The sequence below is a fragment of the Paraburkholderia polaris genome (assembly GCF_012927345.1).
Lineage (GTDB): Bacteria > Pseudomonadota > Gammaproteobacteria > Burkholderiales > Burkholderiaceae > Paraburkholderia > Paraburkholderia polaris.
This window is the reverse complement of sequence record NZ_JABBGJ010000048.1, coordinates 26,177-49,981: the sequence shown is the minus strand read 5'-3', so window position 1 is coordinate 49,981 and position 23,805 is coordinate 26,177. Positions and strand designations below refer to the sequence as shown.

At 61.6% G+C, this 23,805-nt stretch carries 18 protein-coding genes and 1 pseudogene; 12 read left to right on the top strand and 7 right to left on the bottom strand.

The annotated features are described in order from the left end of the window. Window positions 1–8: 8 nt before the first annotated feature. A complete protein-coding gene (locus tag HHL24_RS34945; protein WP_169489838.1) occupies window positions 9–968 on the top strand; it encodes a fumarylacetoacetate hydrolase family protein in 960 nt (319 codons plus the stop codon). 69 nt (window positions 969–1,037) lie between these two features. Here the strand turns inward: HHL24_RS34945 and HHL24_RS34940 are convergent, their stop codons facing one another. Then, complete coding sequence (locus HHL24_RS34940; protein WP_169489837.1) at window positions 1,038–2,015, bottom strand: helix-turn-helix domain-containing protein; 978 nt, start codon at window positions 2,013–2,015, stop codon at window positions 1,038–1,040. Window positions 2,016–2,199: 184 nt separating this feature from the next. Between HHL24_RS34940 and HHL24_RS34935 the strand changes: the two genes are divergently transcribed. Continuing rightward, complete coding sequence (locus tag HHL24_RS34935; protein ID WP_169489836.1) at window positions 2,200–2,988, top strand: alpha/beta fold hydrolase; 789 nt, start codon at window positions 2,200–2,202, stop codon at window positions 2,986–2,988. Window positions 2,989–3,134: 146 nt separating this feature from the next. Here the strand turns inward: HHL24_RS34935 and HHL24_RS34930 are convergent, their stop codons facing one another. The 4 genes from HHL24_RS34930 to HHL24_RS34915 form a co-directional block, all read right to left on the bottom strand. Next, on the bottom strand, window positions 3,135–4,673 hold the full coding sequence (locus HHL24_RS34930; protein ID WP_268966765.1) for an efflux transporter outer membrane subunit: 1,539 nt from the start codon (window positions 4,671–4,673) through the stop codon (window positions 3,135–3,137). Further along, window positions 4,652–5,773 (bottom strand): HlyD family secretion protein, encoded by a 1,122-nt coding sequence (locus HHL24_RS34925; protein WP_169489834.1) that lies wholly within the window; start codon window positions 5,771–5,773, stop codon window positions 4,652–4,654. The genes HHL24_RS34930 and HHL24_RS34925 overlap by 22 nt, the downstream gene beginning before the upstream one ends. A 64-nt stretch (window positions 5,774–5,837) precedes the next feature. After that, window positions 5,838–7,448, bottom strand: coding sequence for an MFS transporter (locus HHL24_RS34920; protein ID WP_230417691.1), 1,611 nt, complete (start codon window positions 7,446–7,448; stop codon window positions 5,838–5,840). 460 nt (window positions 7,449–7,908) lie between these two features. Further along, on the bottom strand, window positions 7,909–8,367 hold the full coding sequence (locus HHL24_RS34915; protein WP_169489833.1) for a DUF2501 domain-containing protein: 459 nt from the start codon (window positions 8,365–8,367) through the stop codon (window positions 7,909–7,911). A gap of 645 nt (window positions 8,368–9,012) precedes the next feature. On the opposite strand from HHL24_RS34915, the gene HHL24_RS34910 reads away from it, so the two are divergent. Both HHL24_RS34910 and HHL24_RS34905 read left to right on the top strand, forming a co-directional pair. Then, complete coding sequence (locus tag HHL24_RS34910) at window positions 9,013–9,531, top strand: hypothetical protein (RefSeq protein WP_169489832.1); 519 nt, start codon at window positions 9,013–9,015, stop codon at window positions 9,529–9,531. Window positions 9,532–9,614: 83 nt separating this feature from the next. After that, the gene (locus tag HHL24_RS34905; RefSeq protein ID WP_169489831.1) at window positions 9,615–10,307 is read left to right on the top strand and encodes an alpha/beta hydrolase; all 693 of its coding nucleotides are present in this window, start codon (window positions 9,615–9,617) and stop codon (window positions 10,305–10,307) included. A 68-nt stretch (window positions 10,308–10,375) separates the two neighbouring features. Here HHL24_RS34905 and HHL24_RS34900 read toward each other — a convergent pair whose 3' ends face one another. Then, window positions 10,376–11,143: an SH3 domain-containing protein gene (locus tag HHL24_RS34900; RefSeq protein WP_169489830.1), complete on the bottom strand. Its 768-nt coding sequence runs from the start codon at window positions 11,141–11,143 to the stop codon at window positions 10,376–10,378. Window positions 11,144–11,549: 406 nt separating this feature from the next. Between HHL24_RS34900 and HHL24_RS34895 the strand changes: the two genes are divergently transcribed. The 7 genes from HHL24_RS34895 (at window position 11,550) to HHL24_RS34865 (ending at window position 22,201) form a co-directional block, all read left to right on the top strand. Continuing rightward, window positions 11,550–12,404, top strand: coding sequence for an urea carboxylase-associated family protein (locus tag HHL24_RS34895; protein WP_169489829.1), 855 nt, complete (start codon window positions 11,550–11,552; stop codon window positions 12,402–12,404). Window positions 12,405–12,593: 189 nt separating this feature from the next. Then, a complete protein-coding gene (locus HHL24_RS44270) occupies window positions 12,594–12,821 on the top strand; it encodes a hypothetical protein (protein ID WP_230417690.1) in 228 nt (75 codons plus the stop codon). 83 nt (window positions 12,822–12,904) lie between these two features. Beyond that, complete coding sequence (locus tag HHL24_RS34885) at window positions 12,905–14,665, top strand: tannase/feruloyl esterase family alpha/beta hydrolase (protein WP_230417689.1); 1,761 nt, start codon at window positions 12,905–12,907, stop codon at window positions 14,663–14,665. Between the two features lie 778 nt (window positions 14,666–15,443). Beyond that, window positions 15,444–16,475 (top strand): LuxR C-terminal-related transcriptional regulator, encoded by a 1,032-nt coding sequence (locus HHL24_RS34880; protein WP_169489828.1) that lies wholly within the window; start codon window positions 15,444–15,446, stop codon window positions 16,473–16,475. 348 nt (window positions 16,476–16,823) lie between these two features. Further along, window positions 16,824–18,608, top strand: a complete 1,785-nt coding sequence (locus HHL24_RS34875; RefSeq protein WP_169489827.1) for an adenylate/guanylate cyclase domain-containing protein — start codon at window positions 16,824–16,826, stop codon at window positions 18,606–18,608. Between the two features lie 47 nt (window positions 18,609–18,655). Further along, a complete protein-coding gene (locus HHL24_RS44885) occupies window positions 18,656–19,900 on the top strand; it encodes a phosphatase PAP2 family protein (protein WP_169489826.1) in 1,245 nt (414 codons plus the stop codon). Between the two features lie 42 nt (window positions 19,901–19,942). Further along, on the top strand, window positions 19,943–22,201 hold the full coding sequence (locus HHL24_RS34865) for a S8 family serine peptidase (protein WP_169489825.1): 2,259 nt from the start codon (window positions 19,943–19,945) through the stop codon (window positions 22,199–22,201). A gap of 95 nt (window positions 22,202–22,296) precedes the next feature. Here the strand turns inward: HHL24_RS34865 and HHL24_RS34860 are convergent, their stop codons facing one another. Next, complete coding sequence (locus HHL24_RS34860; RefSeq protein WP_230417688.1) at window positions 22,297–22,593, bottom strand: hypothetical protein; 297 nt, start codon at window positions 22,591–22,593, stop codon at window positions 22,297–22,299. A gap of 288 nt (window positions 22,594–22,881) precedes the next feature. Here HHL24_RS34860 and HHL24_RS34855 point away from each other — a divergent pair. Next, window positions 22,882–23,691: pseudogene (locus tag HHL24_RS34855) on the top strand (aldehyde dehydrogenase (NADP(+))); the annotation flags it as partial. Window positions 23,692–23,805: the final 114 nt, after the last annotated feature.

Sequence of the window (23,805 nt, the reverse complement as noted above, 5' to 3'; positions counted from 1 at the left end):
TCTCAATCATGAAGATTATTGCTTACGCCGACAGCGGCCGCGTCGCACTCGGGATCGTCACCAGCCCAACGCACTTCGTTGCTGTCTCCGATATCGCCCCGGACCTTCCATCCAGCCTCATTTCAATTCTGGAGCTGGAGGATGGGCTGACGCGGCTGCGGCTAGCGGCAGAAGGGCGGCAGGGCGATCGCGCGCTCGCTGACGTCACACTTAAGCCCTTCCTGGACCGCCCGAACGCGATGTGGGCACTGGCGTTGAACTTCAAGAGCCATATCGCGGAGACGGGACTTCAAACGTCGATGGAATTTCCCCACCTTTTCATGCGCACGGCTGCGTCTTATGTCGGCGCCGGCGAGCCGATTCTGGCGCCGCCGGAATCCGTTGCACGCGCGTTCGATTACGAGGGCGAACTGGGTGTCATCATCGGCACGCCCGGGCGTTTTATCCCGGTGGGGCGAGCGCTGGAGCATGTGGCGGGTTATACCTGCCTCAACGAAGGATCGGTTCGCGAGTTCCAGATGCACAATCGTCAATTCGGCCTCGGCAAGAATTTCGAAGCGTCCGGGTCCTATGGGCCGTGGTTGATGACCGCCGACGAGTTTGGCGATCCTGCAAAGCACACTGTCACAACTCGGATCAACGGCATCGTTCGTCAACACGCACCTCTCGACGATATGCTGTTGAGCGTTGCGCAAGTGATCAGCTATCTGAGTCAAGGCTATCGCTTGCGGCCTGGCGACCTGATTGCGATGGGAACGCCTGGCGCATTGAAGCCCCAGCCGGATGATGTCGAGGGCCGCGATCTCTCGCGTCAATACGGTCCCTTTCCCACGCCGGGCCTGGTTCATATGCGGCCGGGAGACTGGGTCGAGGTCGAGATCGATGGACTGGGTGTCCTTGGCAATCCGGTAGCTGCTGATGCGTCCATCAGCGAGAGTGGTCACGCGACGCAGAAGTCCGCAGCCTGATTCCAGTTTTAGCGAATTTGGCTTTCAGGTGGCGTGGAGATCCTTCTGGACTCCACACCACCGCAAGCCTCAATGATTGTCCAGCCTCACCGAATGCCGGCGAAACTCACTGGGTGGCACACCCATGTGTTGGGCGAAGAAACGTGTGAAGTGGCTATGTTCCTCAAACCCCAACTCGTCGGCCACTTCAGAAAGCGGTTTATCGCTGGCTCCAAGCAACTGGATCGCATGCGACATGCGGACCCAATCGATATAGTGCTGCGGTGAAATGCCCATGCATAGTCGGAATTGCTGAAAGAATCTCGACCTGGACAGGCCGACTTGAGCAGCCACCTGGGCGACGGTGGGATTCGCGATCGACGCGTGCTTGATGAAATCCACCGCTTTGCGGATGCGAAAATCGATCGGTCTGCCTGACGAAATGATGCCGGCTGTCAACGCGGGATCGGCAAAATCCCGACCGAGTGCGGTTACCAGATCAGCAAGAATGGGCATGCAACTGTCGTCGTGGGCGACCAGGTGGTTGGTGATCGCCGCGGCGATACGATCCACGTGGTGCCGCACGTCCGGCGTGACAACGACCTCAGCCATCGGGAAGATGCTCGCGGTGCCGCTTTCCGCGAGTTTCAATTGCTGACGCAGCCACGGTGCTTCGATGACGAGGGAAAGGATCAGGGAAGGCTCGTCGTCGCTGCTGCTTTTCGAGTGTTCGACCCAAGGATTCAGACAGAGAGCCCGCTCCGCGGTAAGCGTGCAATCTTCTGTGCCGACGCGGAAATTGCAGTTGCTTCCGCCAAGCTTGAAAAGGAACTGGTATTGGGAGTGAGCGTGAGCGACAAGCGGACGGCTAATAAAGTTCACCGTTGCTCGCCCGAAACTTCCTTGCAGAATCCAGACGGGCTTGTCTCCATCAATTGGTACTGTTGTCATACCCAACATTTCTCCACGTGGAACGAGGCGTGCATTACGCTTTGCCGGGTTCCATAAATACAAAAAAAGACGCTTCCGTAAGCGGCGCGATCTTGCGGCAAGCCAGTCGATCGACAACTCGCGCAGACCTAACTTAATCAAAAGTAAGGAATGCAGTCAATCGGTAGAAACGTGCTCTGACATGTGGTGAGGTTTTGGAAATTCCGGACGCTTTGGCAAGCAATCGGCTCTTTCGGTCAGGTGTTCCAGCGGAGGTCAGCTTATATTGAATCCACCGTGTTATTCGAAAGCAGGGATAGACATGCCGTTTTTTGAACGAGAAGGGATACGCTTCGCATACGATGAATTCGGTCCTTCCGGGGCGCCTGTCGTTGTCTTCAGTCATGGCTTCCTGATGGACGGCGACATGTTCCAGCCGAACATTGTGGAACTCCGCAATGAGTTCCGTTGTGTCGTATGGGACCAGCGAGGTTTCGGTGCAACCGGAGCCACGACCCGAGCCTTTAGCTACTGGGACTCCGCGAGGGACCTGATTGCCTTGCTCGATCATCTTGAGGTTGCCTCGGCATCGCTTGTCGGCATGTCTCAAGGTGGGTTTATATCGATGCGTGCGGCATTGCTGGAGCCAGACCGCTTTCGGGCGATCGCCCTGATATCGACAAGAAGCGATGTCGACTCCGAAGCGGTCCGACAGTCTTTCGAGGAGCTGAAAGCGGAGTGGGCACGTAACGGCGCGAAAAATGTCGCGCAGAATCTGTCAGCGTTTCTGTTCGGTCCCGAGTACGCGGCATCGGCATGGATCGGGAAATGGTTGAACGCCGGCGCGGATCACTTCGAACATCCGGTCAACGCCCTGGTCTCGAGGGACGACATCACGCCGCGCCTTGCCGAGATTACGCACACGTCGATCGTGTTCCATGGGCGCGACGACGCAGCCATCACCCCCGACTGCGCAGAGGCGCTCGCCGCCCGGTTGCCGAACTGCAAGGATCTTGTTCTGGTCGACCGCGCGGGACACACGCCAAATTTGACGCACGCCGATATTGTGAATCCGCCGTTACGAGATTTCCTGCTTCGCTATGCACGCTAAAGCGGGGCGGGCACTCGTCGAGCCTACTTGCCGCCATGCGCGGTCCGATTGTGCGCAAAAGAAACGCAGTGACATGCCTGATTTTCCGCTCCGCTTGATCTGAAGCGTGTCGGTTTAACGCTCCGTACGTTCTATGCATGCCTGCATCACGGACGCTGCGCGGCGATACGGGAGGCGTCGGCTGTCTCCTGCCAGCCGCCACCCAGCGCTTTGTAAAGCGCGACGAGCGCAAGCGCCGTATCGCGATCGCTTTGCGCCAGTTTGTCGTCGGCGGCGTAGAGCGAGCGTTCGGCGTCCAGCACGGAGAGGAAGTCATTGAGCCCCTGCCGATAGAGCCGCGTTGCGATAGTCACCGCCTCCCGGTCGGCGGTGACCTCGGCAGCCAGCCGCTCATGCCGCACCTGTGACTGCGCATACGACACGAGCGCAGTTTCGACATCGCGCAAAGCCCCCAGAACCGTCCGCTGGTAGATGGCTGCGGCCTGATCGGTCCGAACCTCTTCGGCGCGCATTTCGAAGCGGACCTTACCCGCATCGAAGATGAGCCAGTTGATACTCGGACCGATCGAGAAATAGCGGCTTGGCGCGGTGAGAAAGGTCGATGCGTTCAGGCTCTCCAGGCCCGCAACGCCAGTCAGCGAGAAGTGCGGATAGAGATCGGCCTGAGCGACGCCGATACGCGCGTTCGCCGCCGCAATCCGGCGTTCGGCTGCGCGGATATCCGGCCGGCGACGCAGGAGGTCGGACGGCAGGCCGACAGGCACGTCCGCCACGGCCAAAGGAATCGCTTGCGGCGTATCCAGCTGGGCCAGCAGTTGTTCCGGTGGATGCCCGACCAGCGCCCCAATGCGATAGATGGACGCGCGTTCGTCCGCCTCGAATGTCGGGATGGCGGCTTCAGTATCGGAGACTTGAGCCTGCGCACGCAGTACATCGAGACGCGAGGCGAGACCCGCGTCGAACTGCGACCGGGTCAGCGACAACGAGTCCTGCTGGATGGACAAATTGCTGCGCGCGACGGCGAGTTGCCGCTGCACGCCGCGCAACTCGATGTAGTTGCGCGCAACCTCCGCGAGCAAGATCAACTCGACGTCGCCAAGGTCGGCCACGGCGGCCTGATACGACGCATCGGCTGCCTCGACGCCACGCCGCTTGCCGCCGAATACGTCGATCTCCCACGAAGCGTCGAAGCCGGCCTGCCATAGATTGCCGTTTGCGCCCGGACCGAGGCCGCCGGGCGGCACGCCGACCGGCACATTGGCGCTGCCGTGGGTCCGATCGTATTGGGCGCCTGCGTCGGCGGTTGGGTATTGCTCTGCGCCCGCGATGCCCCGCAAGGCCCGCGCTTCACGTACACGTGCTTCGGCAGCGGCGAGGTCTGGGGCGGAACGCAGCGCGTCGGTCATGAGCGAGTTAAGCGTAGCGTCACCGAAGCCTTCCCACCAGGCGTCAGTCGACGTTTGCACTTCGTTCACCGCATGGGTTGCCGAACCGGATTGTTCCGTAAATCCCGCCGGCATGACCGGCTTCGGCGGCACGTAGTCGGGTCCCACGGTACAACCTGTGAGGAGTCCCGCCCATGCCGCGACGATAGCGCCAAGGCTGGCGGCAGAAGTGAAACGGCGTCGCCGGCAAGGAGGGAGGCGCGCCGGCTGCGCTGCCGCTAGTTCCCGAAGCCGAGCCATGCCGGGCGCTCCCTGACGAAGATTTCCGTTTCAACCGACATGCCTGGCGAGAGCAATTTAAGTGCTTCGCCAGGGTTGTCGAATTCGATTTTCACCGGCACGCGCTGCACCACCTTCACGAAATTGCCCGTGGCGTTCTCCGGTGGCAGAAGCGCGAAGTGCGAGCCGGTCCCGCGCTGGATGCTGTCGACATGGCCGCGCAGGCGCAAGTCCGGAAACGCGTCGACGAAGACCGTGACCGACTGGCCGGGTCTAACGTGGGTCAATTGCGTTTCCTTGTAGTTGGCGATCACATAGAGCTTGTCCGGGACGATCGACAATAGCGTTTGTCCAGGCTGCACAAAGTTACCCTGTTCGACGTTCTTGTTGGCGACGCTGCCGGACTCGGTTGCGTAGATCTTCGTGTACGAGAGGTTGAGCGTCGCCTGCGCGAGCATGGCTTGAGCCTGAGCGACCGAAGCCTCTGCCGTTTTCACCTGGGCGCGTGCAAGCTTCGCCTGCGCTTGTGACGCGTCGATCTTGACCTGTGCGGCGGTCGCGGAAGCCCGCGTCCCGTCAGCGGCCGCGTTGCCCTCATCGACGCGTTCCGACGACACGGCGCGTACATCGGAGACGGATTGCAGCCGCGCCAGGTTGGCGACAGCAAGCTTTGCGTTGGCTTTGGCAACGTCGAACTCCGCCTGCTGCTGGCCGATGTTGGCATCGGCCACCGCGACCTGATTGCGCGCCTCGTCCAGCTTGCCAGCAGCCGCCGCGACATTGGCGCGCGCCAGATCCACCTGAACGACATAGTCGCGCGGGTCGAGTTCGACGAGGAGGTCGCCGGCCGTCACCTTGCTGTTGTCGTTGACATGAAGGGTCTGCACATAAGCCGGCACCTTGGGAATGACGGAGACCAGATGCGCGTCGACATAAGCGTCGTCCGTCTGCTTCTCGTACAGGCCCGGCACCAGGAAATACGCAGCGATCGCCAGCAGGACGATCAGCACAAGCAGGCCAAGGAGCAGCCAGCGTCGATTGTCTGGCGGCGGGGGCGCCGGAGATGCAATCGCGGCGGGCGGCGGGGTGGCCGGTTTTTGAACCGGTGGCGCTTCGCTCATTGCTGCCTCCGGCCGCGCGGATGGATAAGGTTTGGAACAGAGAGGGTTTGCATGGCCGCGCTCCTTATTTTTTGGCTACCGGGGTCGGCGGAATGATGGGCACGAGGCACAGTGCGATGACACCGACCGCCGCCATGAAGGCGAAAGCGTCCGCATAGGCGAGAGTGGCGGCCTGGTGCGCGCCTGCTTCGGCGAGAATTCTTACCGCTGCCCGCTGGCTCTCGAATGGGGTATAGCCGCCGCGCGCGACCAGCGTTGCGCTCACCGAAGATAGCCAGTCTTGCGTGACCGGATTGTCGTGGCGCAGGTGTTCGAACAGGCGCGATGAATGAAGCGTCTCGCGATGCCCGATGAGAATGGTCAGCAGCGCGACTCCGAGCGACGCGCCGAACTGCCTGAAGGTCATGTAAAGGGACACGCCGTCGAGCAGCTTGTTCTGCTCGATTCTCGCCACCGTGCCGCTGCCCACAGCGGGCAGTAATGGCGACAGGCAGCAGGCGTACAGAATCAGCGGAGCCACATAGTAGTAGCCGGGTGTGTCCGTCGTCAGCAGGCGATTGAACAGGACCATCGACGCGATCAGCATGACGAGCGCGATCACGATGGTTTTGCGCTGGCCGATTCGCGCAATCAGACCGACCATGAGCGGCCGGATGGCCGCCGCGGTCAACGCATAGACGCATATGATCTGTCCGGTCTGGGCCGCGCTATAGGTATGGGTTGAAAGGTTGCGCAGAAACTCGGGCAGAACGAACAGGCTGCCTGACAGGATCATGCCGGTGAAGACGCCAATCAACGCAGACGACAGCACGTAGCGGTCGCGCAGCAGGCCGAGCCAGAGGAGCGGCGTTCGATTCGCCGGACTCGCCTGCCAGACAACGAAAAGAAGCAGGGCCGCGCCGCTCGTCCAGGCTAGCACGCGAATATGTAGCGATCCGAACCAGTCGTCGATTTCACCCCGATTGAGGATGATCTGAAGCGAAATCAGCGCCGTTGCGAGGAGGGCAATGCCGAGCCAGTCGGTCTGGATCACGCGATCGGAGGCGGGGGGCGGAAGTGTCGGAAAGTAGCGGGCCAGCAACCATATCGCGCCGGCCGCGTACAACAGATTCGGCAGGAAGATCAGGCGCCAGTTGAAATGGTCCGTGATATAGCCGCTGACCAGAAGCCCCGCAGCGCTTGAAAGGTAGAGCAGCGTGGAAGCCTTCATCAATGACGGGCTGCGCTGGGGTTTGGGCATCAGTACGTAGATGCTCGCGCGCCACCATACGACCAGACCGGCCCCGGCCAGCCCCTGGATGGCGCGCCAGATCAGCATCGAGTCGAGATTCGGGGATATCGCACAACCCATCGATGCGATCGCGAACACGACGATGGTCGAGATCAGGAAGCGCTTGTAGCCATAATGCCCGGCCATCCAGACCGAGACAGGTACGCCGAGAAACAGCGCGCAGCTGTAGACCGTCAGCAGCCAGCTTGCTTCGTCTGCCGATACGCCTAGCGTGCCGGTCAGATCGGCCAGCACCAGGTTCATGCTGTCGAACGTATAGAACTCCATCCCGGTCGCGAGACCTAGTCCCATGAGCAGCAGGCGCGTTTGCGCCGGCGACATGGCGAGTGCCGACATGGGCGGAGGCGAAGCCGGCATCGAGGTCGGCAGGGCAGTGTCACTCATTGCAACGGCTTATCCGTATTTGACAGGTGGCGATCACGTGACGAGCCGCAAGACCATGCGCATCAACCAGGTGCCGAGGCCGGCGACCAGGAGCGAACCGGTACTGGAGGCCGCTCCCAGCAGGCGCCACGCGGATATGGGCAGAGCGCTCATGGCTGCAGGTCTGGGCGGCGCAATCCCGCGACCACGCTGGCCACGGGCGAAAACGAGCCGTGCGGCATAGGAGACTCCTCGATGAATGGGCGCGATGCAGGCGCCACAAATAAGATCACGATGGAGTCATGTTGACGCAGGTGGACCTTAAAAGTCCTGAGTGCTTTCTGAATCCTGCGCCCGTTCTCAACGACAGGCCGGGTTTGGGCCGATCGCAGACCGTCAGCACGCGCCGAGGGCGATTGAAAGACCGCCCCCGTCATTCAACGCAGCGGCACTGCCCACTAACGCATTGCTTCACGCATGCTTACAGCAGGGATTTCCCTTGGGCGAGAATCTTGTCGCAGATCTGCTTCGTGGCCTGTTCCTTCAGGCCACCGCCGCTCAGGTCCAACTGCTTGCCGTTGCTGCCGCTCAGGATACCTTTGGCGCCGTCGGCATAGCCGCTGTCAGACGAGGCGGAACTGGAACCGCCCGGGAGCTTGCTCATCAGCGAGTCCTTGACCGAAGACGCGCTGTCGCCGCTGATATAGTTGTTCTTGATGCAGAACTCCAGCACGCCCGCGACGTTGCCCGTGCTGCCAGATGTTAATGACTGACCTGACAACGCACTGCCCATGCCACCGAGACTCCCGAGGCCGCCGGACGATCCGCCACTCCCGCCCTGGTTGAGCAGGTTTCCGAGCTGCGCCTGGGCGGCCGGGACGGGTAGCAATGCGGTGATCAGAATCATTGCAGCTGTGGTGCGACACGCACGTGCGTTCATACTCGAACCCCTTCTGCTGGCTGGAAATCCACTCTACTATAGTTCCTTTCAGACATATGGCACGATGAATACATCGTCGGGCGAAAAGCCAACGTTTTCGTGCTGCACCGCGTGATCGCCCCAAGCAGTTTCTGCTTGTCCTCGCTGGGGCGATGAGCATTGATCAGAATAGCGACGAGCATCGCGTTGGCCTGGCGATTTACGCCAGGCTCATGCATGCGCGTAGAGATGTCTCGATTACGGCAGCCCAAACGCATGGCTTGATGTCGAACGGCCGCTTCAAATGCGGCGAATAGGCGACGCGCACCGCCGGGTCCTTTTAGAAGCCATGTCGATTAAACAGATTCCCTACCGGCCTGGAGACTCGGAGGCGGGCGCCCGGGTTACTACCTCATCCGCTGACCGTATCCGCGCCGCAAAATGGAGTTCGCATGCCCTCGCTACTGAGCGTCGAACTGAGCGAGGCAGGCGGCCGGCTGGCGCTGAAATGGAAGACGGAAATCCGGGCGCCGCGCCTCACACATTGGTAGCCAGGCGCGAAGGACTGACTACAATGTGTGGGTACAAGCGAAGTTGCAAAGATGGTCTGTTCAGATATAGCGATCAGTAGTGTGACGTTTCAATTCCTTCACCGGAGTCATGCCCATGACCTGCCTGAGCGAAAGGATTGTCGGCGCAATATTTTTTCTGCTGAGCGGATATGCGTTCGCAGGCGGCCTTGTCGGCGATTCGCCCGCAGAGGTGACAATTGCGAGTATCGCGCCTCTGCCCGCGAGGGGTGTTCCGCCCATTCCGGAACCGCAGCGCTATTTGCAGCGGTATGAAATGGAATATCAGTCGGATCAGGGAAAGCCGTTTTACGCGCAAATCGAGAACTTCTATAGCACGCAGGTGACCCACGACTTCCGATTCGGCGCAGGGAAGGCCACACCAACGCCTGAGGCGGCACCGCAGCAGGCATCGAATTATCTCAATCTGGGTCCGTCGACGGCGCCGCAACTCTCAATGGTCCAATTACCGAACGCGACGTTAACGCTCGGTACGCAACCGCAGCGAAGGCTGTCGTTGATCGTCGACGACTGGGTCTTTTCTGGAACAGCGCGTGTCGCGGTTCTCCATTCACACGATACGGGCGCGACGCTTTCTGTTCGGCACGGCTTTTAGTCCGATGTCTGCGGGCTAACTCGATCCTGCTTGTACTCATTCCGATCCTCTGAACGTTTCCTGAAACCGAGTAGGCGCAAGACATGACCGAACAACTATCCACCATCGAAATTGAAAGTGCGCCGAATCCCCGGTTCGCCGTGATCCTGATGCACGGTCTCGGCGCTGACGCCAACGACTTCGTGCCGCTCGTCCCCGAGCTGCGTTTCACTGATGCGCCCGCCGTGCGCTTCGTGTTTCCGAATGCGCCGGAGATCGCCGTTACCGCGAACAACGGCTACGTGATGCGTGCGTGGTACGACATCCGGTCGTTCCAGAGCATTAATCAGCAAGTTGACGAGGCGGGTATCGAATCGTCTTGTGCAACTGTGCGGCAATTGATCGAAGCGCAGAACCGGCGCGGCATTCCGACTTCGAACATCTTTCTCGCCGGTTTTTCGCAAGGCGCGGCGATGACCTATACGGCAGGACTAACGCACCCTGAGGCACTTGCCGGCTTGATCGTGATGTCAGGTTATGTACCGTCGCCGGGCTTTATTGACAGCCGCTTGAGCGGCGCGAACCGCAGCGTGCCGATCTTTGCCGCGCACGGCATATACGATGACGTGTTGCCGATCCAGTTAGGGGAGGCCGCGCGCGACTTTGCGATCACGCGAGGTTGCAAGGTCGACTGGAGCGCGTATCCGATGCCGCATTCAGTGTGCGAGGATGAGATATCGGCGTTGCGCGCGTGGCTCGGCACGCGGCTCGGCACGCTGCTCGCAGCATCTTCCTGAAGCGTCCCGCAGCGTGTCTTTTTGTAGAGCGCAAGCCGCTCCGGTGCGTCCGGGATTCTCAACACAGCCTAATGGTTGTCCGGATGGTTTTCGCGGTCATTCCCGCCGCGTGATTCTCCACCGTGCGCTTCGCCGCCACCGCGCTGCGCGGGCGGAGGGCTGCCGCCATGCATCTGCGGTGCATCCATCGTATGAGCAGGGGCTGGTCCCGGTTGTGGCTGCGGTCGCGCCTGAGACTGAACCTGCTGCGGAGGGCCGCCGTGCGGCGGTGGTTGACCCGGCGAATGAGCAAAGCCCGGCTGAGGAGCGCCGCCCTGCTGCGGGGGCGCTTCCGGCGCATGACCATACGCAGGTTCACGAGCAGGCGGCGCCCCCGGCGGTCGACCGACCTCGCCGCGAACCGGCGGAGGGCCTCCACGCACGGGCGGCGGGTGATTTGCCCAGCGCGCCGCATCGTGATACCACGGACGATCATGGTAATAGCGGCCCCAGTAGGAATCGACCGAAAACACCACGATTGGCAGCCCGATCTGCACGCCATAAGTCATGACGGGAACATTCGCGCCCTGGTACGGATAGCTGAGACTCTCGCCGTAGACCCATCCGCGCAAGTCGGGCGCGGCGACGTCGCACCAACTGTAACCCTCGACACAGCCCATCACCGTGAGCGGCACGCCTTCTGGCACCTCGACTACCACCGGGTAATCCGGTGCCGGACCGGCATAGACATCCACGGGCGCATTCGTATACGCCTGGACTTGCGCGCAAGCCGCGCCGGAGAGCGCCATCAGGCAGACACCGCCTGCGATGGCCCGGATGACAAAGTGCTTTTGCATGATTCCTCCCAAACAGAACGCTGTTTCCCGAGCCTTGCCGTCCAGTCTTTGCAAAAAGCGACGCAGATGCGCGGCATGCCGTTGGCGATCTGGCGATAAAGCGGTGCCATGTCTGACGTTTCTTCGGCGTTTCTTCTGGGCGGTATTCAGCTGTTCAGCCTCGAGCCAGACGTTGGCTTGTACTGGCGCCTGCGCTTTTCCTTGGGACATACGATGGAAATAGCAAGTTTCATGCTTCGTCACAAGCGCTGCTAAGGTGTAAGGTCTGAAAGATGCGCAGGCTGTCCGATTTCTTCAAGACACGTGTCAGCGCGACGCCTACTTTCGGTGCGCATGAATCGAAGGCAAGCTTTGGCAAAGATCCTGGGTGCTGGCTGTTCGCCAGTCTCATGAAGGAGCATTCAGCATGTTGAACTACCCTGCCGCCTATCAATCCACTAAGGGTTCCGCGCTCGACGTCGATAAGGCGTTTTATGAACGCGTCGCATCACAGCACGACACCCGCACGCTGATCGAATCGATCGTTGTACCGATCCGCTCGGGTCAGGCGTGGACCGTCCCGGCCGGCCATGTGTTTCGCATCGTGACGATCGAAGGTCCACAGGTGGCCGACCTGAATATGTGGAACCTGCACAACCCGCGCGAGCGCATGTGGGCCTCGCGCACACGTCAGTTGCAGCAGGCGCACGTGAGTACGTTTGATCGTCTGTGGTCGACGCTGCCGTTCCTGCGCCCGATGGTGACAATCACCGATGACAGCCTCGCCGACTACGGCGTCGACGAGCATGGCGGCCGCGTCCACGACCTGCTCGGTACGCGCTGCGATCCCTATGTGAACCGGATGCTGACCGGTGAGGATTTCCATTTCCACTGCCACTCCAACCTCACACGCGCGATCGCGCCGTACGGATTGACCGAATACGACGTGCACGACGTGCTCAACGTCTTCCAGTGCACCGGTCTGAATCTGGAAGACAAATATTTCATGAAAGCATGCCCGGCAAAGAAGGGCGACTACCTCGAATTCTTTGCCGAAATCGACTTGCTGTGCGCGCTGTCGACTTGTCCGGGTGGCGATCTTTCGTTGCCGATGTGGGGGCCGGACGCGCGCGATCCGCTGGAGGTGTGCCGACCACTCGGCATCGAGATTTACCGGCTTGCACCGCAGATGCTGGATGGATGGGCGCCGCCATCCGTCGCTGCGTACAAGGGACAGCATGGAATGACACTGCAGCAGCCGAAATGGAAATGCGGTTGTTGATGATCGATCACGCGCCGATACGAGTCGCATGCTCAAAGCTTTAGACCGCGGTCGAAATCGTACCGTCGCGGTCGCCGTTTGCCTTCGCATCGAGCGCACACTTGAGCGCGATTCGGCGTCTGCCGCGCGCGTCAGCGACTATTATCTATTGAACTATCCTCTTCGCGAGCGTTACGACCGGCGTGCTGGGTGAGCCGTCGCCGTTTCGCCTGCCACAGCGGAGCGCAGTGGCCTTTGCCGCACCGCACCGCGGGCGCGAATGCGACGGCCTTCGACCATGACGTCGACGGGCCGGTGAAAGTCTTCTACTGGGTTGACGGCAGGTTCGAGTATGCGGTGTCGGGCGGGTATCGCGCGCAACACGCTGCTGATCGTGGCGCACGCGCGGTGGCCGCGCAGTTGGCTCGGAAGGGATAAGGGTCATGTGTGCGTTGCGGCATAGGGGCTGATTCCGCGACGTCCGGCGCCGTCTCCAGGCCTCAATGGAAGGAGACAAGGCGATGAATTCGAGCAACGGGCTGTTGCGCGCATATGGGCGCGTGCCGTCGTGGCTGGGTGCGTTGTGTGCGCTGGTACTGTGCGCCATGTGGAGCGGCGGCGCGTATTCCGAGCCGGTGGGCGGCCCATGCCGGGACGAGGCATGCAGACCGCACAGGCCGCCGCCACCGTCGAAAGCAAGCTGTCCGCAACTGAACGGGTTGACCATCCGGGCCCGCGAGATCGGCCTGCCCACAACCGGCGCCGTCGTCACATCGACGACCCAGATCGCGGCGAGCGGCAGCGGGGCGGCGGCTACCGGGTCGTACTGCCTCGTGGCCGGCGCGATTCATCCGGTCGATCCGTCCGCGCCGGACATCCTGTTCAACGTCGCGTTGCCGGACCAGTGGAACGGCAAGATCCTGATGCTCGGCGGCGGCGGTTTCGACGGCTCGATTCCCGCCGTGACCGGTAACGTGCCGAGCGCGCCGGCCAATCTGCCGGGACCGCTGTCGCGCGGTTACGCGGTGTTCGCGAGCGATTCCGGGCACGAGGCGACGAACGGCGCGGTGAGCGGCGCGTTCTCCGTCAACGCCGAGGCGTATGACAACTTCATGGGTGAAGCGCTGAAGAAGACGCACGACGCCGCGCTCGTGATCATTGACGCGCATTACGGCACGCATCCGTACAAGGCGTATTTCGCGGGCGGCTCGACTGGCGGGCGCGAGGCGCTGACCGTCGCGCAGCGCTGGCCGCAGGACTGGGACGGTGTGATCGCCTTCTACCCCGCGTACGACTTCACGACGCTGAGCCTGCAGCAATTGCGCGCGACGGAAGGCTTCGCGGCGCCGGGCGCGTACCTCGACACGGCGCAGCGCGCGCTTCTCCTGAAAGCGGTGATGCAGGCGTGCGACGGGCTCGACGGCGTCGTCGACGGGCTGATCAGCAACGTGCAGGCGTGCAATGCGACGTTCAACCCGGCGACCGCCGACGTCGACGGCAAGCCACTGCGCTGCGCCGGTGGTGCAGCGCGTGGCGACACGTGCCTGTCGGATCGGCAGATCGCGGCGCTCAACACAATGAACACGCCGCTCGTGTTTGCCTATCCGCTCGAAAACGGCGAAACGCAATATCCGGGCTATAACGTGTATGGCGCCGATCTGGGGGTGGGCAGCAGTTCGCCGCTCGAGGCGACGGTCACGTTGCTCGCGCTTGGTACGACGCAGCCGTCGTATCCGCTGCAGAGCACCGCGATGTTCGATGGACAGATCAGCGACCAGTTTGTCCGCTACACGGTGATGGACAACCCGAACTTCGACTCGCTGACGTTCAATCCGGCGCTTGCCGGTCAATGGTCCGGGCGGATCAGCATGCTGTCGGGACTCGACGCGACCAACGCGAACCTGACGCCCTTCATGCAGCGCGGCGGCAAGCTGCTGATGGCGCACGGCACCGTGGACCAGACCGTCAGCACGCGGGCCACCGAGATCTACTATCAGCGCCTGCTTTTCACGATGGGCTTTAGCGCCGTCGAGTCGTTCGTGCGCTTCTACGAGATTCCAGGGATGCAGCACGCGATCGGCACCGAGTTCAACGCGTCGTGGGACTCGCTCACGGCGCTACAGAACTGGGTCGAGCACGGGACGCCGCCGGTGCATCAGGTGGACACCGATACCGCGGGGGTGCCGGGACGCACGCGGCCGCTGTGCCAGTATCCGGCGTGGCCTAGCTATAACGGCGCGGGCGACGTGAACAGCGCGGCGTCGTTTACCTGCGTGCAGTGACAGCGCACGCAGGCCGCGACGCGCGAAGGGCTACCGCGCCCGTTATCGCCGCGCGTCGCGCGTCAGCCACGTCTGTGCAATGCCGTTGTTCGCGCAATTCTTGCCCGCGCTGCCATCCAGTTCGGCGGGATGGTCAGCGTTTTGATGGGCTGCGCCGCGAGCAGCGGGGCGGCAATGGGGTATATCGGGGGCGGGTGGGTTGTCGCGTGTTTGCGGGAGAGGACGGCATGCTGAATCTCGACATTATTATCATAATGTCAAAATTAAGGTGCATGGACATTAGATTATTAACGGTTTACGTTATATTATTTACCGAATTCACCTGAATTGCCCCCCATGTCCCGTTTCCTGTCCGATGAGGTCCGCGATCTCCCGAAGACCGCCATAGACCAGATGCTTTAATGAGGCACCTTGGGCAACTTCCAGGTGGGGAGGACCTGATACCCAGCCCGTTGTCTTGCCCGACTTCTACGAGCCCTTCTGGCTCGCTATACAGGGATGAACCCGGTACGCAGTCTTGCAACCTCGACATCGCGGGCCCGATAAAGCTCGGCCATCTTGATCATCGTGTTCGTATCCAGCCGGGTCTCGGCCAGCCGTCGCATAAACCCGTCGCTTCGCGTAAGGAACGTGACGCTCTCTTTGGGTGTCGCCTATAACGGTTAGCGGTGCCTACGGTTGTGAGCCACCACCGTCGTTTCATCATACTAATGGTCCGCTGCACGTTGCGAGGCAGGCGCTGACGGGTCGTTAGTCACTTGAAAAGCGAGCACGGCTCATGCTGATCCTTTTCATTGCTCCCGCAGGTTTGTTTCGCGATGGAGTCGCACGTCTGCTCGGCGACGTGGCTGACGGCGCCGAAGTGAAATGCGCCGACTACGCGTTGAGCCCTATCGGTAGCGGGCAAACGGTTGACGTACTCGTGCTCGACGGTGACTACCTACCGGAGGCGCTCACTACCGCAAGCGCTTCTCATCACGCCGCACCTAACCTGCCCGTGCTTGCACTGCTGACCTCGGTCGATCCTCAGACCGTCGAGCAATTCATCTCGGCTGGCGTAGCAGGTCACCTGGGTAAATCGGAGTCCGGCAACGCACTGCTCGGCGCACTGCGCCTCCTCGCTGCCGGCGGGCGGTATCTGCCATCGGCCATTCGCTGGTCGGCGGCTACCGCGGCTACCGCTTCCACCGACGCGGTGCAAAGTTCCGCCGTCGCGGCCGATCCCAATTCCCACTTCCTGACGCCTCGCCAACTGCAAGTGCTGGCGCTCGCGGCGCGCGGCGATTCGAACAAGTCGATCGCGCGACAGTTGAACATTACGGAAGGGACCGTAAAAGTGCACTTATATACGGTGTACAAGGCACTAAAGGTCGGAAGTCGAGGGCAGGCGAGCGTTGCCGCAGCGCGGTTGCAGAAGGTCGGCGATGTGCAACTTCATCACGCGCTGGACGGCCAGCTTTCAATCAGTCGGCTGCTGGCTTATACGACGCCCACCCGTTTTCAATCCGGCCACGTCCTCTTTCACAAAGATGACCGAAGCGATGCGCTTTACTACGTAGTGCGCGGAACGGTCATGCTCGAGGAAATCGGCATCGAGGTGGGGCAGGGCACGATACTGGGCGAAATCGGGCTCTTCTCTCCGGACCATCGGCGCACGTGCACGGCGCGTTGCAAGAGCGAATGCGAGCTGCTGGTGGTCTCGGCGACCGACGCGATGCGCCTTTATTACCAGGACCCGGAATTCGCCACCTATCTGATCCACTTGATTACCCGCCGACTGGAGGCCGATAAGCTGCGCACGCGGCGTTAATTGCGACTGTCGAACGTTTATTGCGGACACGGCATTCCAACATGCTTCGACTTTGTCCGATATCGACTGACATAAAGCGGATAACGGGCAAAAAAAGCCGTTTTTCCAATGTTTTTTTGACCTATAACACATACAAATCGCCAGTCTGCTGAAGACGTCGGGCGCGCGTTCGCATCGCCCCGTCAGGCGGCGAGATTCACCTTCTCGAGCATTTCGGCCCAGCGCTGAAAGCTTGCGCATGCGTGGCCGCGGCTCTTCCGACGTGACATTCGAAAGAATGCGCAGGGAGCGATGAAGTCCGTTGTGGATAAGACCCGTGCACGCCAAAAAATGGCTTGAATAAAAGTGATGGCAGATTTCCCCCGTTCACCGGATGGACTGGTTTGTGTCGTTCGCGCCGTGCTGTTTATGGACCTCGTTGAGTCCTGCAGGCTGATGCAGGATAACGAGGTCGAAGCGGCGCGGCGCTGGCGCGCGTTCAAGGCGCAGATCGAGAATGAGTTTGTGCCTGCGCATTGCGGCCGCCTGATCAGAACTGAGGGCGACGGACTGATGGTCACGTTCGTCCGCCTGCAGGATGGACTCGCCGCGACCTTTGCGATCCAGCGCGCGTCGCGCGAGGTCAACGCAGGCGAGCCAGCGAGCAAGCACATGCTCTTGCGGATGGGCTTGCACATCACGGAGTTGTACGAAGACGAGCGTGACGTGTACGGCCGCGGCGTCAACCTGGCTGCGCGCCTGTACACGCTGGCGGGACCGGGGGAGATCGTGGTCTCCGCGCAGGTCCGGGATCAGCTTACTTCCGATCTGGACGCGGAAATCGACGACCTCGGCGAATGCCATCTGAAGCATTTCGAGCATCCGGTGCGCGCCTATCGGATCGGTCCGCCCGGTCCACGTCCGCTGATCGAGCGTGGCGCCGCGTTTCTGCCGGAGCTGCGGCCCACCATTGCGGTGATTCCGTTCATCTTGCGTGGCGGCGACGTCGAACAGCAGATGCTCGGCGAAGTGCTCGCCGACGAGATCATCTCCTCCTTGTCTCGCACGGCCGAGCTTCAGGTGATCTCGCGTTTGTCCACGACGGCGTTTCGCGAGCGCGGCGCGTCACTCGACGAAATCAGCGGGTTTCTCGGCGCACGTTACGTACTGTCGGGCGCGTATCGAATGTCGGGCGATCAGTTCGTGCTCGTCGCCGAGCTCGCCGAGGCCAAGTCGCGTCACATTTTGTGGACCGAGAGCATCAGAGGCCGCACTTCCGAGATCATGCTCGGCGAAGACGAACTGATCGGCCGGGTGGTCGGCGAGGTCAGCAATGCGATCATCAATCGCGAATTGCATCGGGCACGATCGCAGGCGTTGCCCACGCTCGAAATCTCGACACTGCTGATGAGCGCCATCGTGCTGATGCACCGCGGCGTGGCGCACGATTTCAACCGCGCGCGCGACATGCTGGAAGTCGTGATCGAACGCGCGCGCAGACAGGCATTGCCGCATGCATGGCTCGCCAAGTGGCATGTCTTGCGCTTCAATCGCGGTTGGACCGATGACCGCAGCGGCGAAGCAAATGTGGCGCTCGAATGCACGCGACGCGCGCTCGACGCCGATCCTGAGTGTTCGCTCGCGTTGACCATCGACGGATTCGTGCATACGAATCTGCTCAAGCAGCTCGACGTCGCGCAGCAGCGCTACGCGCTCGCGCTCTCGGTCAATCCCAACGATTCGCTTGCGTGGCTGCTCAAAGGCACGCTGCACGCATTCGAAGGCGAGGGCGAGGAGGCTGTCGACGCCACCGAGCGTGCCCTCAGGCTTTCGCCGCTCGATCCCTTACGCTATTTCTACGAGTCGCTAGGCGCAACGGCCGCGCTATCCGCAGGCCGCTACGAACGCGCGGTGGAGCTGGCGCAACGGTCCCTGCGGGTGAACCGTACCAACACGTCCACGTTACGCGCGCTGGCGATCGCGCAGTCGCTGCTCGGCAACGTCGAGGCGGCGCGTTTGACGGTCGGCGAAGTGCTGGCCATCGAGCCGACGCTGACGGTGCAACGTTATCTCGAACGCTCGCCTAGCGGCGCATACAAGACCGGCAAGATCTGGTCGGAGGCGCTCCGTCAGGCGGGATTACCGGCTAGATAGAAGAAGCAATGAATGCGGTGCTGGATCCCTGAGAGAGGAGACATATCGTGAGCGGACTTGGCGGTGCGGGTGGGGCAGGCGGTGCGGGCGGTGCGGGTGGAGCGGGCGGCGCGGGAGTTCCGCCCGGCGGTGGCGGCGCGGGTGGCGTCTATGATGCGGGCGGCGGCAATTCGGGCGACGCGCGGCTTCTCGCGGAAGCGCTGACTGGACACCGCGACGGGATAGTGGGCAGTTGGCGGCCTGCGGAACTGGTCACGCTCAACTTCGATAGACAGAAACTGCAGAATCTCGCCACACCGGCGGCGCTCGACGATCCCGCTCAGCTGTGGCGATGGGAACCCTGGGTGCGCGCGACGGTGTTCGATTTCGAACTGCTGACCAGTCTGCATTTTTCGTTTCCCGACCCTTACACTGCCATGCTGTCTCACCGGGCAAGCGCGGCAAGCGGCGCGGACGTGGAAATCGTCTCCTTGAGCAGGCCGGACGTGGACGTCTTCACGAAACAACTCGACTGGTTGGACTTCTATGCGGACCTGCGCGAGGACCGCACTGCGGAGATACTGTGTCAGATGGGGCCGCAAGTGGCGTTCTGGAGCACCCTTATCTATCTGCACCCGAGCCGCACGCCGAAGACGCTCGAACTGCTCGATACCGTCGTGCGATTCGCGATCTTCGTGGAACTTCGCTTCAAGCATGCGATAGCGGCGCAAAGGGCCATCGAGTACTCGACCCAGGTCCAGCCGATGATCCAGACGCCGGGTCATGGCTCGCTACCGAGCGGCCATTCGACCCAGGCGTTCATTATCGCGGTGGTGCTGTGCGCATTGTTCAATGAGTTGCCCGGCTCGGTATTCCATCAGCAGGTGATGAGGCAGGCGTACCGCGTCGCGGTGAATCGAACGGTGGCGGGTGTGCATTTTCCGATCGACAGCATCGCGGGGCACGTCCTCGGTACGTCGCTCGGGGAATACTTTGTCGCGCGGTGTAAGCGCAAGCTTGGCGGTAACGGCATGATTACGTCCCGCTATTTCAAGGGCAAGGATATCAATGCCAATGATCCGCACGGCAATCCGGATTTCGATTATCACGAGCCGCTGAGCGACGCCGATGTCGCCGCCTATATCGCGAACACTCAGGGCATGACCGCGGCACAGGTGCAAGCCTACTTCTCGTTCATCGGCTGGGACTCTGTGCAAACGGCCGTGGATGGATCCGACATTCTGTCGTGGCTCTGGAACCAGGCGGTGAGCGAGTGGACGGGTAAGAGTCTCCAGAACACGCGTTTGCCGTAAGCGTGTCGATGCGCGCAGAAATGGTGGCATACGAGGTGACATATGAGCTGGCAATCTTTGGTGGGCGGCGGCGCGTGGAGTGGTCTCGACTGGACCGGGCGCGCCGTTGACAGCGCCCGCGCCGACCCCTATCTGGCGTGGGCGGACACCACGGCATTTGCTTGCCTCGGAGGGCAACCCACGGGGTGGGTGCGCGTCATCCTCGAACTGGAAGCGCACTGGCCAGGAGATGGCGCTCCGCCACTTACCGCGCAGGCGTTCGCGGAGAGTCTGGAAAACGCGAACGCCGCGTGGAAGAGGTGGATTCAGGTATCGACCGTCTATCGCTTTCCGCCGCATGATCTGGAGGCGTCGCGCTTCCTGACTGCGATCGTGACGAAGCAGTTCTTCGCCGAAATCGATGGCGCCATGAAGGGTGTCGTGAAGCGCTTCGAACTCGGGATGCCGATCGCTCCTGGCGACGCGGCGCAGTCTTTGGCTCCTGGTCCCGAAGCGTCCGTGCCGGGAACGGCGCCCGTCTTCGGTCCCATCGCTCAACCAGGCGCAGCGTCCCCTGACGCGCCGGACCAGCCGCACGCCGTGTTCATGGGTGTCATGGACGACGGACTGGCGTTCGCTCACGAACGCTTTCGTTCTGTCGCCGATATTCCGTTAACCCGCATCGAATACTTCTGGAATCAGGATGACGCGGCGGCGGCGCCGCTCGGCGTGCACTACGGGCGTGAGCTAGCTCGCGACGAGATAAACGACTTGCTTGAGCAGTGTGTAAGCAACGGACTCGTCGATGAAGACGCCGTGTATCGGCTCAACGGTTACGTCGGTGCGCGCAAACGCTGGGCGCACGGCACGGAGGTCATGGATCTCGCGTGCGGCGTGAGGCCCAACAAGATCGAGGCCGCCGCGTTGATCCTGGAAGAGGAGCGGACGGGAACGGTTCAACCGCCGCGTATCCTGTGCGTCCAGTTCAAGACGGCAGGGCGAACGATTCGCGACACGTCCGGGCTCTGGTTCGCCGTTCACGCACTCGACGCGATCCGCTACCTCCTGCGTCGCGCCGACGATCTTGCCAACGGTGCGGGGTACTCGGTTGTACTCAACCTGAGCTACGGCTATATGGCGGGTCCGCACGACGGCAGTTCGATCATTGAAAGCGCGATGGACGAACTGATCGGCCTGCATCGCGATCTATCCATCGTCGTACCCGCAGGAAACAGCAACCTGCTCCGCTGTCACGCGATACTCCCGATTGAGAGCGGAACGTCGAGCGCGCTCACGTGGCGCGTCTTGCCCGATTGCGCCACGCCTGGTTTTCTTGAGATATGGTTGCCGAAGGATGCCGATGCATCCAGCGTGACCGTTCAGATTACTCCGCCGTGGGGAGACAAGAGCCCCGCGTTTCCGGTCAAGAATCTCTACACATGGCAACCCGGGCGCAATGTGCTGTGCACGGCGGTCTATCTGGATCGCGTCGCAACGGGCGACCGCAATATGATCCTGATCGCACTCGCGCCCACGACGATGAACCAGTCCCAGCGCGATCCGGCGCCGGCGGGCAACTGGACCGTGACGCTGACGAACGGGTCGGGTGACGATCTGGAGATTCATGCGTGGGTGCAGCGTAATGAAACGGCCTATGGATATCCGCTGCGGGGGCGCCAGTCGCGCTTCGAGGATCTGGCGTACAAGAGGTTTGTTTTCGGGGCCCACGTGCGGGACTTCGACGAGGGCAATCCCGACGAGGGCAATCCGTCGACCTGGATCAAGCGTCGTGGCACGTTGAGCTCCATTGCGACCGGCGAGCGCACCGTCGTGGTCGGTGCCTATCGCAGGACTGACGGACGCGCTGCGACCTACTCATCGACCGGACCTTCTCTTCAGGAGACGAAGCGATCCGGTCCAGATGCGGCGGCTGTCAGCGAAGACTCCGTCGCATGCGCAGGCGTGCTGGGCGCGAGTACGCGCAGCGGCTGCCTCGTTGCGTTGAGCGGAACCAGCGCGGCGGCTCCGCAGGTGGCCCGCTCGCTGGCGAGGCAAAGAATCATCGAGCACGCGAATGGATTGCAGCCCAATGTTTTCACGCCTCAGCTTTCCCCTCGCGCATGGATCGAAGACGAGGCGGATTCCCTCGATCCGGTGCCGGCCGCGCTGGCGCCTCACCTGCTAGCCCCATGCCCCGGCACGTTGAATCCGCCGCCCGTACCGCTCGGTCAACACGCCTATGTGCCGCGCCTGCCTGAGATTCGGGCAGGCTCCGGCAGGCTGCCTTCGCCGCGCTGGAAGAAAAGAGGCATCAAGCTGTAGCGGAGCCATAACGCGTCGAGGACCGGGTCTTCTGCACCCGGCCCTCGTCGTCTGTCACGTGCGTCCGCTGCCGGGATCTGGCGCGGACAGAGAGATTATTGACCTCCCTTGAAAAGCTCCTGGAGTCTCGCCGCTTCTCCGTTTTTCTGCGAGCGTACGAGGTCCTGATAAACCTCGGCGCGGGTTTTGCCCTGTTGAATTGCGGCGCCGCCCGACATCGAGTTGGTCGACATGTCTGGCCCTTGCGAACTGTTCATGATTTCGGTTGCCGTCGGCGGCTGTTGCGTGGTGGTTTCCTGCGCGTTTGCCTGCAATGAGCACGCGCAGAGGATGCCGCTTACCAGTAAAAGTGCTGTCTTCATTTCGACTCTCCTTTCGAGATGGTGGCGCATGGTCCCGCTGCGCCGATGTGCGCCGTGTCCAGGGAGAAAGCGGGTCGCTCCGTGGAAAACGGAGTGAGTGCGATCGGGCGAGGTTGCAGAGACGCTTAGGTCGATTGCAGTATGTGTGTCGGGCGCGGGCTCGGCTATATGCCATTGGTGATAGACGACGAAGGACGCGCGGTAGCCGTCGAAGTTATAGCGGAACCAGTCGTAGTGCCGGCCATTTGGAAATGTCGGGGTTTGACGTCGGGTTTGACGCTGTCTTTAACGGTTTGAATCTCATGTAGTGTTGAAGCCGAGCCGATCCCCGTCTATGCCGAGATGAGCAGCATCAACCCTGTATTTCTATTACCGAGCGCGCTTGCGGCTCGCGGTGAGGGCATCGCGCGAGGCTTTGTCGATTCGCTTGTGCTTGGCGGCGGCCAGTTCTGCACCAACCCGGGCCTCGGTATTGCAATCGATGGCGATGCGTTGAAAGCATTCATAGAAGGCGCCACGACAGAACTGAGCGCGAGGCCCGCGCAGACGATGTTGACCCCAGGCATCTACGCGGCATATCAGCAGGGCGAGGGTAAGTTGGCCGCAACGAAAGGCGTCGCCGCGGTCGCGTATGGGCTGGAGGCCACGGGCCCGACACAAGCCTGCGCGGCGCTGTTCGTGACCGATGCCCCGACCTTTCTTGCGACCCCCGAATTGGAAGACGAGGTGTTCGGCCCGGCATCAACGATCGTGCGCTGCAAGGACGAGCAGGAACTCCTTGACGTCGCAGAGCACTTCGTCGGTCAACTCACCGCGACCATCCAGATGGACCGTACAGACGTGTCCACGGCGAAAAAACTCGTGCCGATCCTCGAGCGTAAGGCTGGCCGTATTCTCGTCAATGGCTACCCGACGGGCGTTGAGGTATCACACGCGATGGTGCATGGCGGTCCATTTCCGGCCACTTCCGACAGTCGGGTGACGTCGGTGGGGACTACGTCGATCGAGCGCTTTCTGCGCCCCGTTTGTTACCAGGACTTTCCTGAAGACCTGTTGCCCGAGGCGCTTCTCGACGACAACCCGCTCGAGTTGTGGCGGCGCCGGGACGGACAGGTCACACGCAATTAAACGATCACGAGAAAACGACACGGCCCAATCGGGCCGTCTCTTTGTCAAAAGGGACTCGGCGCGCGCGACGATGGTATCGCGATGCAGTTCTTGATTCCGAATTGGAAGAGTTGG

Coding starts and splice junctions, on each gene's coding strand:
- HHL24_RS34945 (WP_169489838.1), top strand. CDS start 9: ATGAAGATTATTGCTTACGCCGACAGCGGCCGCGTCGCACTCGGGATC.
- HHL24_RS34935 (WP_169489836.1), top strand. CDS start 2,200: ATGCCGTTTTTTGAACGAGAAGGGATACGCTTCGCATACGATGAATTC.
- HHL24_RS34930 (WP_268966765.1), bottom strand. CDS start 4,673: ATGGCTCGGCTTCGGGAACTAGCGGCAGCGCAGCCGGCGCGCCTCCCT.
- HHL24_RS34925 (WP_169489834.1), bottom strand. CDS start 5,773: ATGAGCGAAGCGCCACCGGTTCAAAAACCGGCCACCCCGCCGCCCGCC.
- HHL24_RS34920 (WP_230417691.1), bottom strand. CDS start 7,448: ATGAGTGACACTGCCCTGCCGACCTCGATGCCGGCTTCGCCTCCGCCC.
- HHL24_RS34915 (WP_169489833.1), bottom strand. CDS start 8,367: ATGAACGCACGTGCGTGTCGCACCACAGCTGCAATGATTCTGATCACC.
- HHL24_RS34910 (WP_169489832.1), top strand. CDS start 9,013: ATGACCTGCCTGAGCGAAAGGATTGTCGGCGCAATATTTTTTCTGCTG.
- HHL24_RS34905 (WP_169489831.1), top strand. CDS start 9,615: ATGACCGAACAACTATCCACCATCGAAATTGAAAGTGCGCCGAATCCC.
- HHL24_RS34900 (WP_169489830.1), bottom strand. CDS start 11,143: ATGCAAAAGCACTTTGTCATCCGGGCCATCGCAGGCGGTGTCTGCCTG.
- HHL24_RS34895 (WP_169489829.1), top strand. CDS start 11,550: ATGTTGAACTACCCTGCCGCCTATCAATCCACTAAGGGTTCCGCGCTC.
- HHL24_RS34885 (WP_230417689.1), top strand. CDS start 12,905: ATGAATTCGAGCAACGGGCTGTTGCGCGCATATGGGCGCGTGCCGTCG.
- HHL24_RS34880 (WP_169489828.1), top strand. CDS start 15,444: ATGCTGATCCTTTTCATTGCTCCCGCAGGTTTGTTTCGCGATGGAGTC.
- HHL24_RS34875 (WP_169489827.1), top strand. CDS start 16,824: ATGGCAGATTTCCCCCGTTCACCGGATGGACTGGTTTGTGTCGTTCGC.
- HHL24_RS34865 (WP_169489825.1), top strand. CDS start 19,943: ATGAGCTGGCAATCTTTGGTGGGCGGCGGCGCGTGGAGTGGTCTCGAC.
- HHL24_RS34860 (WP_230417688.1), bottom strand. CDS start 22,593: ATGCGCCACCATCTCGAAAGGAGAGTCGAAATGAAGACAGCACTTTTA.